Origin of the sequence: Delftia sp. HK171 (assembly GCF_001886655.1) — a bacterium.
Lineage (GTDB): Bacteria > Pseudomonadota > Gammaproteobacteria > Burkholderiales > Burkholderiaceae_C > Comamonas > Comamonas acidovorans.
In genome coordinates this window covers 655,762-670,037 of sequence record NZ_CP018101.1, presented here as the reverse complement: position 1 = coordinate 670,037, position 14,276 = coordinate 655,762, and the positions used below count along the sequence as shown (strand labels likewise).

Annotated in this window: 13 protein-coding genes; 5 read left to right on the top strand and 8 right to left on the bottom strand. The window is 64.7% G+C overall.

Annotation, left to right across the window (positions count from 1 at the left end):
* The 7 genes from BO996_RS03065 to rpmH all read right to left on the bottom strand — a co-directional run bounded on the left by BO996_RS03065 (position 1) and on the right by rpmH (position 5,846).
* A complete protein-coding gene (locus tag BO996_RS03065; RefSeq protein WP_071953975.1) occupies positions 1–753 on the bottom strand; it encodes a hypothetical protein in 753 nt (250 codons plus the stop codon).
* A gap of 176 nt (positions 754–929) precedes the next feature.
* Positions 930–1,409 carry a Crp/Fnr family transcriptional regulator gene (locus tag BO996_RS03060; protein ID WP_013804809.1) on the bottom strand — a complete coding sequence of 160 codons (480 nt, stop codon included), beginning with the start codon at positions 1,407–1,409 and terminating at the stop codon, positions 930–932.
* Between the two features lie 218 nt (positions 1,410–1,627).
* Positions 1,628–3,049: a tRNA uridine-5-carboxymethylaminomethyl(34) synthesis GTPase MnmE gene (mnmE, locus tag BO996_RS03055; RefSeq protein ID WP_071953974.1), complete on the bottom strand. Its 1,422-nt coding sequence runs from the start codon at positions 3,047–3,049 to the stop codon at positions 1,628–1,630.
* A gap of 98 nt (positions 3,050–3,147) precedes the next feature.
* Complete coding sequence (gene yidC / locus BO996_RS03050; RefSeq protein WP_012207853.1) at positions 3,148–4,860, bottom strand: membrane protein insertase YidC; 1,713 nt, start codon at positions 4,858–4,860, stop codon at positions 3,148–3,150.
* The gene (gene yidD / locus BO996_RS03045; RefSeq protein ID WP_012207854.1) at positions 4,857–5,147 is read right to left on the bottom strand and encodes a membrane protein insertion efficiency factor YidD; all 291 of its coding nucleotides are present in this window, start codon (positions 5,145–5,147) and stop codon (positions 4,857–4,859) included. The genes yidC and yidD overlap by 4 nt, the downstream gene beginning before the upstream one ends.
* Positions 5,144–5,653 carry a ribonuclease P protein component gene (locus BO996_RS03040; protein ID WP_012207855.1) on the bottom strand — a complete coding sequence of 170 codons (510 nt, stop codon included), beginning with the start codon at positions 5,651–5,653 and terminating at the stop codon, positions 5,144–5,146. The genes yidD and BO996_RS03040 overlap by 4 nt, the downstream gene beginning before the upstream one ends.
* A gap of 58 nt (positions 5,654–5,711) precedes the next feature.
* The gene (gene rpmH / locus BO996_RS03035) at positions 5,712–5,846 is read right to left on the bottom strand and encodes a 50S ribosomal protein L34 (protein WP_012207856.1); all 135 of its coding nucleotides are present in this window, start codon (positions 5,844–5,846) and stop codon (positions 5,712–5,714) included.
* 414 nt (positions 5,847–6,260) lie between these two features.
* Between rpmH and dnaA the strand changes: the two genes are divergently transcribed.
* The 3 genes from dnaA to gyrB all read left to right on the top strand — a co-directional run bounded on the left by dnaA (position 6,261) and on the right by gyrB (position 11,689).
* Positions 6,261–7,667 (top strand): chromosomal replication initiator protein DnaA, encoded by a 1,407-nt coding sequence (gene dnaA, locus BO996_RS03030; RefSeq protein ID WP_012201941.1) that lies wholly within the window; start codon positions 6,261–6,263, stop codon positions 7,665–7,667.
* A gap of 121 nt (positions 7,668–7,788) precedes the next feature.
* Positions 7,789–8,907, top strand: coding sequence for a DNA polymerase III subunit beta (gene dnaN, locus BO996_RS03025; protein ID WP_012201942.1), 1,119 nt, complete (start codon positions 7,789–7,791; stop codon positions 8,905–8,907).
* A gap of 202 nt (positions 8,908–9,109) precedes the next feature.
* The gene (gene gyrB, locus BO996_RS03020; RefSeq protein WP_012201943.1) at positions 9,110–11,689 is read left to right on the top strand and encodes a DNA topoisomerase (ATP-hydrolyzing) subunit B; all 2,580 of its coding nucleotides are present in this window, start codon (positions 9,110–9,112) and stop codon (positions 11,687–11,689) included.
* 325 nt (positions 11,690–12,014) lie between these two features.
* On the opposite strand, the gene BO996_RS03015 is transcribed toward gyrB, so the two are convergent.
* Entirely contained in the window at positions 12,015–12,944 is a 930-nt protein-coding gene (locus tag BO996_RS03015; protein ID WP_012201944.1) for a LysR family transcriptional regulator, read from the bottom strand.
* Positions 12,945–13,182: 238 nt separating this feature from the next.
* Between BO996_RS03015 and BO996_RS03010 the strand changes: the two genes are divergently transcribed.
* Positions 13,183–13,971 (top strand): 5-oxoprolinase subunit PxpA, encoded by a 789-nt coding sequence (locus tag BO996_RS03010; RefSeq protein ID WP_065344986.1) that lies wholly within the window; start codon positions 13,183–13,185, stop codon positions 13,969–13,971.
* A 53-nt stretch (positions 13,972–14,024) separates the two neighbouring features.
* Positions 14,025–14,273, top strand: coding sequence for an acetyl-CoA carboxylase (locus tag BO996_RS03005; RefSeq protein WP_012201946.1), 249 nt, complete (start codon positions 14,025–14,027; stop codon positions 14,271–14,273).
* The last annotated feature ends 3 nt before the right edge of the window (positions 14,274–14,276 follow it).

Here is a 14,276-nt window from a genome sequence, read left to right as displayed (position 1 = left end):
TCAGCGCAGTTCGCCGTACTGGGTGACGCCCAGGTCCAGGTGGTCCAGCGTGCTGTGGGGAAAGTCCGCACCGCGATCGCCTGCGCCCGGCCCGAGCAAGGGGCCCGAGCGGCGCACACCAGCGGGAGCCGCTGCAGCAGAGCCTGCAGAACCCGCTCCCCGCCCGGCTGCGGGCATGGCCGCCACGGCGAGCTTGAAGGCCGCCATTTCCTGATCGTCTATGGGTTCGAAGGGCGCCATGTCCTGCCTGCGGCGCTGGGGCGCTGCCGCCTCCATCGAGGCCGCCAACGGGACGGCCATGGGCGGGACGGGACGCGGTGCGCGCGTCGCCGCGGAATGCACCTGGGCTTGGGCCTGGGCTGCAGCGTTCTGGTCGCTGACCCGCCAGTACACGGCCGTCACGACCGCGCCCATGCGGGCCTTGGCCGCCTGGGCCAGCATGGCCTCGATCTCGCTGAGCCGCGCGGTTTCGCTGGCATAGGCCCGCGCCAGGTCCATCATCACCACGAAGCGCTGGCCCACGTTGTCCAGCGAGAGCACCTTGAACTTGTAGCTGGCGGACAACACCCCGGCACGCACCATGACATCGCGCACCACACCGTAGAGCTGCTCACGGCGCTCGGAACGCTCGCTGCGGCGCCCGCCGGGCCCTGCATCACGACGCGCCGCGGCACTGGCCTGGCCATCGTCTCCGGGCGAACCACGGCCCTGCTCCGGCACAGGCTTGCGGGAAAACCAGTTGAACACAGACATGGGGGCTCTCATTGTCACGAATAGTCACAAACTCGCGGCATTGTGCCTGCAACTTTGCGACATTTCGAGCACGGGCGCAGCAAAACCGCTGTATCAATTTGTCGCAGCGCAAAGGCCGGCCTGTCACCGCCCCGCGCCCGCAGAGCGCCCCGCCCCAGGTGCTGCCCGGGAGCCTTTCAGGTACTGGCCACCCGGCGGCGGCTGTCCACCGCACGGCGGGCAAGCACTTGGCCGGCCGCCATGACCAGGGCCAGCGCCACACCGGGCTGGCGATTGCTGAGTTCGGCGAAGCGCATGGCCGTCAGGCACCAAAGCCGTCCCGGCGCAGCCGCCTGCACGGTGGCATGGCGCGCACGGTGGGCGAAGAAGGCGCCCTCACCCAGGATGGAACCCGGGCCGACGATGGCCAGGCGGATGCGCTCCTTCGCATCCTGGTAGTGCACGCTGAGGCTGCCGGACTCCACGAAGTACAGATTGCGGTCCAGCGAACCTTCGGCAAACAGCAGCTCGCCCGCCGCCAGCATGACCGGCACCAGGTAGGGCGCCAGCAGATCCCATTGCTCCAAGGTCAGCGCGTTCTGCACACCATCGACAGCCACGGCCGACGACATGGCCTGGGCCAGTGGCCGCAAATCATTGTGGGAGGAAGAAGACATGGCGGATCCGGTTCGAATTGGGCCGCGCACCCGCGCCAGGGCTGCGCCCGGCGACAGGCAGCGACGAGGGCCGCTGCGGCACGCCGCATGCTAAGCGACGGCAGCGGGCACGCCAATGCCGACAAGCGGGTTTTCGGCGGCAAATTTTGTAGCAAAAGATAAGTATTGCAGCAACTCTGCCGGCTGTGCGAATGGGTCGGGGCCATCCGGCAGCCCGGTCACTTGCCGATGCAGAAGCTGGAAAAGATCACGCCCAGCAGATCGTCGGAGCTGAATTCCCCGGTGATGGAGTTCAGCGAGACCTGGGCCAGGCGCAGTTCCTCGGCCAGCAAGTCCAGGTGGGCGGCCTGGGCCGCCAGCTGCAGCTCGGCCTCCTGCAGGTGGGCGGCCACGGCCTGCAGTGCCTCCACATGGCGCGCGCGCGCCAGGTACAGGCCTTCTGGGGCCGACTGCCAGCCGGCCACGTCCAGCAGGCGCCGGCGCAGGGCATCCAGGCCGTCGCCCGTGCGTGCCGACAGTGCCACGCTGCCTTCACGGCCGCCATGCGCCTGCATCTGGGCGGGTTCCGCGCGATCAGTCTTGTTCCAGACGTCGATGACGGGCACCTGGCGCGGCAGCTTCTGGGCCAGGGTTTCGGCAATGGCGGCATCGGCAGCGAGGTAGTCGTGCTCGCCCATGCGTGTGAGGTCGTGCAGGAAGAGCACGGCATCGGCCGCGGCGATCTCGTCCCAGGCGCGCGCGATGCCGATGCGCTCGACCTCGTCGCTGCTCTCGCGCAGGCCTGCCGTGTCGATCACATGCAGGGGCACGCCCTCGATCTGGATGGTCTGCTGCACCTTGTCGCGCGTGGTGCCGGCAATCGGGGTGACGATGGCCAGCTCCGCACCGGCCAGCGCGTTGAGCAGCGAGCTCTTGCCCGCGTTGGGCTGGCCCGCGATCACGACCTTGATGCCTTCGCGCAACAGCGCACCCTGGTGGGCACGCGACAGCACCTGGTCCAGCTTGCCACGCAGCCGCGCGAGCTGGCCGCTGGCATCGGCCTTTTGCAGGAAGTCGATCTCTTCCTCGGGAAAGTCCAGCGTGGCCTCGACCAGCATGCGCAGGTGCACCAGCGCGTCGCGCAGGCCATGGATTTCCTCGGAAAAAGCGCCCGACAGCGAACGGCTCGCACTGCGCGCGGCGGCCTCGGTGCTGGCGTCGATCAGGTCGGCAATGGCCTCGGCCTGGGCCAGGTCGATCTTGTCGTTGAGAAAGGCGCGCTCGGTGAATTCACCGGGCTGGGCCAGGCGCAGGCCCGGCAGCACGCTGCGATGGTCTTCGCCAGAGGCTTGTGCAGCCTCCAGGCAGCGCGCCAGCAGCAGTTGCAGAACGACGGGGCCGCCGTGGGCCTGCAACTCCAGCACATCCTCGCCGGTATAGCTGTGCGGCGCCGGGAAGAACAGGGCCAGGCCGTGGTCGATGGGGCCACCCTGGGCATCGCGAAACGGCAGATAGGTGGCCTCGCGCGGCTTGAGGTCGCGCCCGCACAGCGCCCGCACCAGCGGCGCCACGCCCTTGCCGGACACACGCACGATGCCCACGGCACCCCGCCCCGGGGCGGTGGCGATGGCGGCGATGGGGTCGTTGTGGCGGGGCAGCATGGATGGAGCTTTCTTGGGAGGGATTTCAGGCCGCCGATGATAGGCCGCCCATGAAAAAGCCCGCCGAAGCGGGCTTTGGAGCCAGGGCCTTCGCAGGCTTACTTGGCCGGCGTGGACTTGCCGAATTTGGGCAGGTTGAACTGCGGCGGCACGCCCATGCGGGTATTGATGATCCACTGCTGGGCGATGGACAGGATGTTGTTCGTCAGCCAGTACAGCACCAGGCCGGCCGGGAAGAAGAAGAACATCACGCTGAAGACCAGGGGCATGATCCACATCATCTTGGCCTGCATCGGATCCGGCGGAGCGGGGTTCAGCGCGGTCTGCAGCAGCGAGGACAGGGTCATCAGCACGGGCAGGATGAACAGAGGATCCTTGGCCGACAGGTCGGTGATCCAGCCGATCCACGGCGCGTTGCGGATTTCCACGCTGGACAGCAGCACCCAGTACAGCGCGATGAATACCGGGATCTGGATGATGATGGGCAGGCAGCCGCCCATGGGGTTGACCTTTTCCTCGCGGTAGATGCGCATCATCTCCTGCTGCATCTGCTGGGGCTTGTCCTTGAGGCGCTCACGCATTTCCATGATGCGCGGGTTGATGGCCTTCATCTTGGCCATCGAGGAGTAGGCCTTGGCATTGAGCCAGTAGAAGGCGATCTTCAGCAGCAGCACCAGGGCCACGATGGACCAGCCCCAGTTGCCCAGGAAGCCGTGCAGCTTGTCCAGCAGCCAGTACAGCGGCTTGGCCAGGATGGTCAGCCAGCCATAGTCCTTGACCAGCTCCAGCCCGGGCGCCAGCGATTCCAGGCGCTTTTCGATCTGGGGACCGGCGAACAGGCGCGCTTCCACGCTCTTGCTCTGGCCAGGCTCGATGGTGCCCACCGGCGTGATCATGCCGACGGCGTAGAGGTTGTTGTCCACCTTGCGCAGGAAGTTGTCGCGCTGGATGCCTTCGGCCAGCAGCCAGGCGCTGGCGAAGTAATGCTGGACCATGGCCACGTAGCCGCCCGAGGACGACTTCTCGACGCTGGCCTTGCCGCTCTCGATGTCCTTGAACTCGACCTTCTGGTACTTCTTCTCGTCGGTGTAGACGGCCGGGCCCGTGAAGGTGGAGTACATGGTGGACTGTTCGCCTTCGGGCTTGTTGCCGTCGCGCACCAGTTGCAGGTACAGCTGCGGGCTCACGGCCGCCGTGCCGGTGTTCACCACTTCATGGCGCACGCCGATGTCGTAGGCGCCGCGCTTGAGCGTCCAGATCTTGACCAGCTTCACGCCACCCATGTCGGGCGACTCGAAGCGCAGTTCCATCTGGTCCTCGCCGTCCTTGAGCTCGCGCGCGCCGGGCAGCGCGGTCATGGTCGTCTTGTGCGTGGGGAAACCGCCGCCGATCAGGCCCGACTGGCCCAGGTACACGCGGTGCACGCTCTCGTCGAACAGCACCACAGGCTTGTCCTTGTGCACGGAATCCGCGTACTTGAGCAGTTCGGCATGGCGCAGCGTGCCGCCCTGGCTGTCGAAGGTCAGGCGCAGCACGTCGGTGCTGATGGTGACGTTCTGGCGCGGGGCCGCCTCGGGCGCGGCGGCAGCGCCGCCAGGCACTTCGCCGGCACCGGCCGTTGCCGCAGCAGCCGCCGAGGGCACGCTGGCATCGCCGGGCGCCTTGCCCGTTTCAGGTGCCGGGGCCGTGGCGACGGCAGGCGCGGGGAAGAAAGTGGCCTTCTTGCCGCTGTGCACTTGCCATTTGTCCCATAGCAAGACCAGCGAAAAGCCAAATATCACCCACAGGATGGTGCGGCGAATATCGTTCATGAAGACTTCTTAGGTGAGGAAGGTTGGGTGTTTTCGGGCGCAGCCGTCAGGCTGGTGAACAGCCTGGGCTTTTGCTCTGGCACAGGGTCATGCCCCCCGTCACACCACGGATGACAGCGCGCCAGGCGGCGCAGCGTCAGGTAGGAGCCTACCGCAGCGCCGTGTTGCTCCAACGCTTCAAGGGAATAGGCCGAGCAGGTGGGCGTGAAGCGGCAGGCCGAGCCCAGCCAGGGACTGAGCATCAGCCGATAGCCGCGCACCAGCGCCATCAGCAGCCGCTGCATCATGGCGCAACCCCGATGCTCTCGCCAGCGGCTGCGGCGCGTTCCTGTGCAGGCTGCGGCAGCTCGGGCGCAGGCTGCGACAGGCGTTTCGCCGCATAGGCGAACAACTGCTGCAGCTCGGCGCGCACGGCCTGCCGGAGCACATCAGAAGTGGCGCTCACGAACTGGCGCCGGTCAAAGCCCGAGCGCAGCCGCACTACATGGGCGCCTTGGAGCATCAGGGTCTCATGCTCGCTGCCCACTGCATAGATCTGCCGCTTGATGGTGTGTCGCGTCACCGAGCGGCGCGCCCAGCGCTTGGGCACCATGGCGCCCAGCCAGGCATCCTGGCGCACGGCGCCAACGCCGAACAGGGCCTGCGGGTCTTGCGACCCGGGCCCTGTCGGTGGCGCCATGGCGCCGCCCTGCTCCGTCAGAACGAGACGGTGCAGGGCGAAATGCGCGGTACGCGATACCGTACCGGCAGCCATGGCGGCCTGAAACTGCGGACGTGTTTTCAGCCGTTGCATGCCAGCACCCCGTTCAGGGGTTCAGTGCAGCGAGCAAACCGCCCAGCAATGGCTGGCCTTAGACGGCCAGACGCTTGCGGCCCTTGGCGCGGCGAGCGTTGATCACGGCGCGGCCGCCCTTGGTCTTCATGCGGACCAGAAAGCCGTGGGTGCGGGCGCGACGGGTCTTGGAGGGTTGGTAAGTACGTTTCATGTTGGTTCCTAGAGAAGGTTCAGTTTTGCACCGGTCCCGTATCCGGCACGCTACACGCAGTGCAGCCAGCAGCCGCCACAAAGGCAAACCGCCAGGCCACCTGCCAAAAATCTGCACGATGCACTTGCCATGTGCAGCCCAAGGAGCAACCCCGAGAGGTTTCGCCCAAGGCCGCCAGCGGCAGCATGCAGACCCGATGCAGACGGGCGGGACATATCACCCTGAACACATTCAGGGAAACCCGCGATTATCACAGCGTTGTCCACTTGATGCAATGCCCTTCGAACCCGAAGGATGCCTGCCCATTTTGCGACAAGGCGGAGGACAAGCTCCTGATATTTTGTGGATAACTTCCGCAAAAGCTACAATGGCAGCCTCGCAACAGTTCCTCCTATCCACAACTAGACTTCGACAATGACAGAGGAACCTACGAACGATGCAGGCCAGGGCCTGTGGCAAGTCTGCGTTGAGCAACTGGGGCAGGAAATGCCCGAACAGCAGTTCAACACCTGGATCAAGCCCCTGACCGCGCACGTCGCCGAAGACTTCTCCAAAGTCACCGTCTACGTGGCCAACCGCTTCAAGCTCGACTGGATCCGCGCCCAATATGCAGGCCGCATCTCGGCCATGCTGGAGTCGCTCTATGGCCAGCCGGTGACGCTTGAGTTGGCACTCGCTCAGCGGGAAAGCGTTGTGCGGACTTACGTCCGCCCCTCCTCCAGCGAGCGCTCGGCCCCGCCGGAAACCATTGTCACCTCGGTGCCCACGGTCACCAGCGAAGACGCGGCAGCGCCCGTCTTTCGCACGCGCCTGAACGCCGCGCTGACCTTCGAGACCCTGGTGGAAGGTACAGCCAACCGCATGGCACGCTCGGCCGCCATGCATGTGGCGGGCTCGCCCGGACACCTGTACAACCCGCTGTTCATCTACGGCGGCGTGGGCCTGGGCAAGACCCACCTGGTGCATGCCGTGGGCAACAAGCTGCTGGCCGACAAGCCCGACGCCAAAGTTCTCTACATCCACGCCGAGCAGTTCGTCTCGGATGTGGTCAAGGCCTACCAGCGCCGCACCTTTGACGAATTCAAGGAGCGTTACCACTCGCTGGATCTGCTGCTGATCGACGACGTGCAGTTCTTCGCCAACAAGGACCGCACGCAGGAGGAGTTCTTCAACGCCTTCGAGGCGCTGCTGGCCAAGAAGAGCCACATCGTGATGACCTCGGACACCTATCCCAAGGGTCTGGCGAACATCCACGAGCGGCTGGTATCGCGCTTCGACTCCGGGCTGACGGTGGCCATCGAGCCGCCCGAGCTGGAGATGCGCGTGGCCATCCTGATCAACAAGGCCCGCGCCGAGAACGCCGAGATGCCCGAGGAAGTCGCCTTCTTCGTGGCCAAGAACGTGCGCTCCAACGTGCGCGAGCTCGAAGGCGCGCTGCGCAAGATCCTGGCCTATTCGCGCTTCAACCAGAAGGAAGTCTCCATCCAGCTGGCCCGCGAGGCCCTGCGTGATCTGCTGTCCATCCAGAACCGCCAGATCAGTGTGGAGAACATCCAGAAGACGGTGGCCGATTACTACAAGATCAAGGTGGCCGACATGTACAGCAAGAAGCGCCCGGCCAGCATCGCCCGGCCGCGCCAGATTGCCATGTACCTGGCCAAGGAATTGACCCAGAAGAGCCTGCCCGAGATCGGCGAGCTGTTCGGCGGGCGCGACCACACCACCGTGCTGCACGCGGTGCGCAAGATCGCCGGCGAACGCCAGCAACTGACCGAGCTGAACCAGCAGCTGCACGTGCTGGAGCAAACTCTCAAAGGTTGATGAAAACTCCCCCATTCTGGTCGTATGTACGCGGCAAAATGGGGGATTCGAGCGGCAAGAGGGGGCTCATTTGTGAGCCGCCGCTCCTACCGAGACCCGCATCCTTAAATCAGAGGTTGACATGATCGTCCTGAAAGCCACACAAGACAAAGTTCTCGCGGTCCTGCAATCGGTGTCCGGCATCGTCGAACGCCGCCACACGCTGCCCATCCTGGCCAACGTGCTGATCAAGAAGACCGGCAACGCATTGCAGCTGACCACCAGCGACCTGGAAATCCAGATCCGCACCACCGCCGAGCTCGGCGGCGACACCGGCGACTTCACCACCACCGTGGGCGCGCGCAAGCTGATCGACATCCTCAAGACCATGCCCGGCGACCAGACCGTGAGCCTGGAGACCCAGCAGGCCAAGATGGTGCTCAAGGGCGGCAAGAGCCGCTTCACGCTGCAGACCCTGCCGGCCGAGGACTTCCCGCTGGTGCAGGAGGCTGCGGCCTTCGGCCCTTCCTTCAGCGTGCCGCAGAAGGTGCTCAAGGACCTGCTGGGCCAGGTCTCCTTCGCCATGGCCGTGCAGGACATCCGCTACTACCTCAACGGCATCCTGTTCGTGGCCGAGGGCAAGCAGCTGTCCCTGGTGGCCACCGACGGCCACCGCCTGGCGTTCGCAAGCAGCCAGCTGGACGTGGAAGTGCCCAAGCAGGAAGTGATCCTGCCGCGCAAGACCGTGCTGGAGCTGCAGCGCCTGCTGTCGGATGCCGGTGGCGAGAACCAGCCCCACATCGAGATGCAGTTCGCCAACAACCAGGCCAAGTTCACCTTTGGCGGCATGGAGTTCGTGACCAAGCTGGTCGAGGGCAAGTTCCCCGACTACAACCGTGTCATCCCGCGCAACCACACCAACAGCGTGACCCTGGGCCGCGCCCCTCTGCTGGCCAGCCTGCAGCGCACGGCCATCATGACCAGCGACAAGTTCAAGGGCGTGCGCCTGACGGTGGAGCCCGGCACCTTGCGCGTGGCGTCCAACAACGCCGAGCAGGAAGAGGCCATGGACGAGCTGGACATCGACTACGGTGGCGACACCATCGAGATCGGCTTCAACGTCACCTACCTGATCGACGCCCTGTCCAACATGAGCCAGGACATGATCAGGATCGACCTGCAGGACGGCAACAGCTCGGCCCTGCTGACCATCCCCGAGAACGACAGCTTCAAGTACGTCGTGATGCCCATGCGCATCTGACCGCGCGCCACACGACACCGATGCCTGACACATTGCGCAGCCCCTGCACCCGCCGCCCGGTGGCACAAGCCGGTGCACGGTGCGCAACCACCCTACCCGACTCGTAGCCCGCAGCGCGCGTCCCTACGCACCGCGCCAGCGGCCGAATCGAACATTTTCAAGCGAAGCGACAGCTTCCGACGGAACTACCCCAGGGCCTTCCATGACCGACGAGAACAAGCCAGAAAACCAGACCATTGCCCCCGAAGGCTCAGACTCCAGCGGCTATGGCGAAGGTGCGATCCAGATCCTCGAAGGCCTGGAGGCCGTGCGCAAGCGCCCCGGCATGTACATCGGCGATACCTCCGATGGCACGGGCCTGCACCACCTGGTCTTCGAAGTGGTGGACAACTCCATCGACGAAGCCCTGGCCGGCTACTGCGACGACATCCTGGTCACCATCCATGCCGATGGCTCCCTGTCCGTCATCGACAACGGCCGCGGCATCCCCACGCGCGTGAAGATGGACGACAAGCACGAGCCCAAGCGCTCGGCGGCCGAGATCGCCCTCACCGAACTGCACGCGGGCGGCAAGTTCAACCAGAACAGCTACAAGGTCTCGGGCGGCCTGCACGGCGTGGGCGTGTCCTGCGTGAACGCGCTGTCCATCTGGCTCAAGCTCAACGTGCGCCGCGATGGCGAGGTCTACGAAATCGACTTCTCGCGCGGCCACGTGCAGAACCGCCCGATCGAGATCGTGGACGGCGTCGAGGTCTCGCCCATGCGCGTGGTCGGCAAGAGCGACAAGCGCGGCACCAAGGTCCACTTCCTGCCCGACACGGAAATCTTCACGCAGAACCATGAGTTCCGCTACGAGATCCTGGCCAAGCGCCTGCGCGAACTGTCCTTCCTGAACAACGGCGTGCGCATCCGCCTCAAGGACGAGCGCGACGGCCGCGAAGACGACTTCTCCGGCGCCGGCGGCGTCATGGGCTTCGTGCAGTTCATCAACGCCAACAAGAAGGTGCTGCATCCCACGGCCTTCCACGCCAACGGCACGCGTCCTGCGGAAAGCTACGGCGGCATCCCCGGCACCGAGATCGGCGTCGAAGTCGCCATGCAGTGGAACGACAGCTATGCCGAACAGGTGCTGTGCTTCACCAACAACATCCCGCAACGCGACGGCGGCACCCACCTGACGGGCCTGCGCGCCGCCATGACGCGCGTGATCGGCAAGTACATCGAGCAGAACGAACTGGCCAAGAAGGCCAAGGTCGAGGTCAGCGGCGACGACATGCGCGAAGGCCTGTGCTGCGTGCTGTCCGTGAAGGTGCCCGAACCAAAGTTCAGCAGCCAGACCAAGGACAAGCTGGTCTCCAGCGAAGTGCGCGCGCCCGTGGAGGACATCGTCGCCAAGGCGCTGACCGACTACCTGGAAGAAAAGCCCAACGACGCCAAGATCCTGTGCAGCAAGATCGTCGATGCCGCGCGTGCCCGCGAGGCCGCGCGCAAGGCCCGCGAGATGACGCGCCGCAAGGGCGTGCTCGACGGCATGGGCCTGCCCGGCAAGCTGGCCGACTGCCAGGAAAAGGACCCGGCGCTGTGCGAGATCTACATCGTCGAGGGTGACTCCGCCGGCGGCTCCGCCAAGCAAGGTCGCGACCGCAAGTTCCAGGCCATCCTGCCGCTGCGCGGCAAGATCCTGAACGTGGAAAAGGCCCGCTACGAAAAGCTGCTGACCAGCAACGAAATCGTCACCCTGATCACGGCCCTGGGCACCGGCATCGGCAAGGCCACGGCCGAATCGGGCAAGAGCGGCAGCGACGACTTCGACCCCAACAAGCTGCGCTACCACCGCATCATCATCATGACCGACGCGGACGTGGACGGCGCCCACATCCGCACCCTGCTGCTGACCTTCTTCTACCGCCAGATGCCGGACCTGGTCGAGCGCGGCCACATCTACATCGCCCAGCCGCCGCTGTACAAGGTCAAGAACGGCAAGGAAGAGCTGTACATCAAGGACGGCCCCGCGCTCAACCAGTACCTGCTGCGCATCGCGCTGATGAACGCCAGCGTCAGCACCGGCGGCGCCAACCCGCGCACGCTGGACGGCGAGGAACTGGCCAAGCTGGCCAACATGCACCTGGCGGCAGAGACCGTCATCGACCGCCTGTCCAACTTCATGGATGCCGAGGCCCTGCGCGCCATCGCCGACGGCGTGCAGATCACGCTGGACAGCATCGAGGCGGCCCAGGCCTGCGCCCCCATCCTGGAGGCCAAGCTGCGCGAGTTGACCACCACGGGCGTGCCCGCCGAGGTCACGGCCGAAATCGACCCGGTCTCCGAAAAGCCCGTGCTGCGCATCAGCCGCCACCACCACGGCAACATCAAGAGCTCCATCCTCACCCAGGAGTTCGTGCGCAGCCACGACTACGCCGCGCTGGCCGACGAAGCCCAGAACTTCAACGGCCTGCTGGGCGAAGGCGCCAAGGTCACGCGTGGCGAGGGCGAAAAGGCCAAGAGCGACAAGGCCGGCGACTTCCGGCAGGCCATGCAATGGCTGCTGCACGAAGCCGAACGCACCACGGCCCGCCAGCGCTACAAGGGCCTGGGCGAAATGAACCCCGAGCAGCTGTGGGAAACCACCATGGACCCCACCGTCCGCAGCCTGCTGCAGGTGCAGATCGGCGACGCCATCGAGGCCGACCGCGTGTTCACCATGCTCATGGGCGATGAAGTGGAGCCACGCCGGGAATTCATCGAGACGAATGCGCTGCGGGCGGGCAATATCGACGTGTGATCGCGCAGGTTCTCATCCATCTCGTAGAACCTTCGACGTCGCCATCGAGCTGTTGACCCTGCAGTGCGGCATTGGATTGCACAGCATGGCGCCAACAGCAACGCAAAGCCCGGGATCAGCATGCCCCTGATACCCGGGCACCAGCGCATCGCCAGATCAAGCGCAGAAAACAGCGGCTGAAAGAGAATGTCGATCGATCCAAGAATCGCCGGCATTCTTCACCCGGGCCATGATGTGATGCCTCAATTGATGCATTCGCATGCGCGAGAAATTCGTTGGGAGCCGTTTTGCTGAATGCAGAAACGAGCATGTCCAACCAACGACATCAACCGCCGGGCCTCCTTCTGCCTTGATGCACGACCGGCTCGAGGAACAACTGCCGAAAGTAGTCGCGAAACGCCGTCATCGCTGGGGAAAATTCGATGCCTTGCTTCCACCCAAGCCCGATGTTCATCGTAGGCACGGCGTCGCGCAGACTGATGGTTTCAATGCGCTTTCCCTCCAGCGACCAAGGTCGATAAACCATATCCGAGAGAACGGTCACGCCAAGGCCATTCGCCACGGTGCTGCGCACTGCTTCTACAGAGCTCGTGCGCAGCCTGATCTGAGGTTGGTACGGCGTCTTGCTCCAATATTTCATTGCAGTGCCCGCAGCCTCGTCCACGGTGAGCAGGATATAGGGCTCGGCAGCCACATCGGCCAGCGTGACTTCCGCCTTTTCGAGCAGCGCATGCTTGGCCGGCACCCACAGTCGGCGTTGCGAGCCAAAGAATGTCTCGAGCGACAGCTCGCGCAGCACCACATTGGACGTGAGCAGTACTCCCATGTCGTATTGCTGCGTGATCAGCCCCTCCTCAATGGCTTCACGCACTACTTCGTGCACCTTGACCTTGATCTGCGGATGCAATTGCTCGAAACGCTGAAGGTGATGGGGCAAGAAGTAGCCGAGTACCGTGTAGGTGGCGGCAATGGTCAGCGTCCCCTCGACATTCACTCCCTCATGCGGCATGCGGATCGCCTCGTCGGCAGCCGAGAGCACGGCATAGGCATGGCTCAGAAAACGCCGTCCGGCCCGGGTCAGTTCCACGCCATGAGGCTGTCGCTCAAACAGCTGCTGCCCCAGCATTTCCTCCAGCTCCCGGACTGCCGTGGTCACCGCCGATTGCGAGATGTTGAGTTGCAGTGCCGCATGTGAGATGCGCCCCACTTCGGCCACCGCCGTGAAGTATTTGAGCTGGCGAAGGGTCAGAGACATGGTGCGGTCTTCCTGGGGTATTTACTTATCTCTCAAAAATTACATGCCAGCGCGCGCAAATCCGATACCGAGTATTCACTGATCTACAGGGTAGCGTTCATTGCAGGCAGTCGGAGTAACTGTTTTTCAGATATCGCATCGCCTGTAAATAATGCTTTTCAGCCGATTTTCAGCTGACTAATCTTCACCTTGTCCCGCATTGCTGCCATCTGGCCGTGCCAACAACACAAGGTGAAACGTGAAGAAGACGCTGATTGATCTGAACTCCGACATGGGCGAAAGCTTCGGTCCATGGGCCATCGGCGATGGCGTGGACCAGGAATTGATGCCGTTGATCAGCTCGGCCAATATCGCCACAGGCTTTCATGCGGGTGATCCGAACATCATGCGCAAGACGGTGTTGTTGGCCCGGGAAAACGGCGTGGGCATCGGCGCGCACCCGGGCTTTCGCGACCTCGTGGGCTTCGGGCGCCGCCATATCAATGCACCGGCCGACGAGCTGGTGAACGACATGGTCTACCAGCTCGGCGCGCTGCGCGAATTCGCGCGGCTGGCCGGCATGACGCTGCAGCACATCAAGCCGCACGGCGCGCTCTACATGCATGCGGCGCGCGACGAGGCGCTGTCGCGCGCACTCGTCACGGCCCTGCAGCAGATCGAACCGACGCTGCGCCTGTTCTGCATGGAATCGTCCGTCACCTTCCAGGTGGCGTGCGAATTGGGCCAGCCCGTGGCGCGCGAGTTCTATGCCGACCGCGACTACGACCTGAGCGGCTCCATCGTCTTCACCCGCCGCGTCGGCGCGCTCGACCCCGAGGCCGTGGCCGCCAAGGTGCTGCGCGCCTGCACCGAAGGCGTGGTGCGCACGGTCGAAGGCCAGGACCTGGCGATCGGCTTCGACTCGGTGTGCATCCACAGCGATACACCTGGCGCGCTGGCGCTCGTGCAGGCCACGCGCCGCGCACTGGCCGAGCACGGCATCGAAGTTGCAGGTTTTGCCGGTGCGGCTGCGCCGGCGCAGCCTTGAGTTTTCCGTTCTTCCCGCTTTCGTTCCTGTTCCCGCTTTCCAGGAGTGCATCGATGCCCGCTACCCATGAAGTCCTGAGCCCGCTGCCGGGCACCTTCTACCGCCGTTCGGCGCCTGACGCTCCGCCATTCAAGGCCGAAGGCGACACCGTGGCCGTGGGCGATGTGATCGGCCTGGTCGAGGTGATGAAGCAGTTCAGCGAAGTCACGGCCGACGTGGCCGGACGGCTGCGGGGCTTTGCCGTGGAGAACGGCGAACCCGTCGATCCTGGCCAAGCGCTGGCCGTCATCGAAACGGCGTGAGGC

Coding starts and splice junctions, on each gene's coding strand:
- BO996_RS03060 (WP_013804809.1), bottom strand. CDS start 1,409: ATGTCTTCTTCCTCCCACAATGATTTGCGGCCACTGGCCCAGGCCATG.
- gyrB (WP_012201943.1), top strand. CDS start 9,110: ATGACCGACGAGAACAAGCCAGAAAACCAGACCATTGCCCCCGAAGGC.
- yidC (WP_012207853.1), bottom strand. CDS start 4,860: ATGAACGATATTCGCCGCACCATCCTGTGGGTGATATTTGGCTTTTCG.
- dnaA (WP_012201941.1), top strand. CDS start 6,261: ATGACAGAGGAACCTACGAACGATGCAGGCCAGGGCCTGTGGCAAGTC.
- dnaN (WP_012201942.1), top strand. CDS start 7,789: ATGATCGTCCTGAAAGCCACACAAGACAAAGTTCTCGCGGTCCTGCAA.
- mnmE (WP_071953974.1), bottom strand. CDS start 3,049: ATGCTGCCCCGCCACAACGACCCCATCGCCGCCATCGCCACCGCCCCG.
- BO996_RS03065 (WP_071953975.1), bottom strand. CDS start 753: ATGTCTGTGTTCAACTGGTTTTCCCGCAAGCCTGTGCCGGAGCAGGGC.
- BO996_RS03040 (WP_012207855.1), bottom strand. CDS start 5,653: ATGCAACGGCTGAAAACACGTCCGCAGTTTCAGGCCGCCATGGCTGCC.
- BO996_RS03005 (WP_012201946.1), top strand. CDS start 14,025: ATGCCCGCTACCCATGAAGTCCTGAGCCCGCTGCCGGGCACCTTCTAC.
- yidD (WP_012207854.1), bottom strand. CDS start 5,147: ATGATGCAGCGGCTGCTGATGGCGCTGGTGCGCGGCTATCGGCTGATG.
- BO996_RS03015 (WP_012201944.1), bottom strand. CDS start 12,944: ATGTCTCTGACCCTTCGCCAGCTCAAATACTTCACGGCGGTGGCCGAA.
- rpmH (WP_012207856.1), bottom strand. CDS start 5,846: ATGAAACGTACTTACCAACCCTCCAAGACCCGTCGCGCCCGCACCCAC.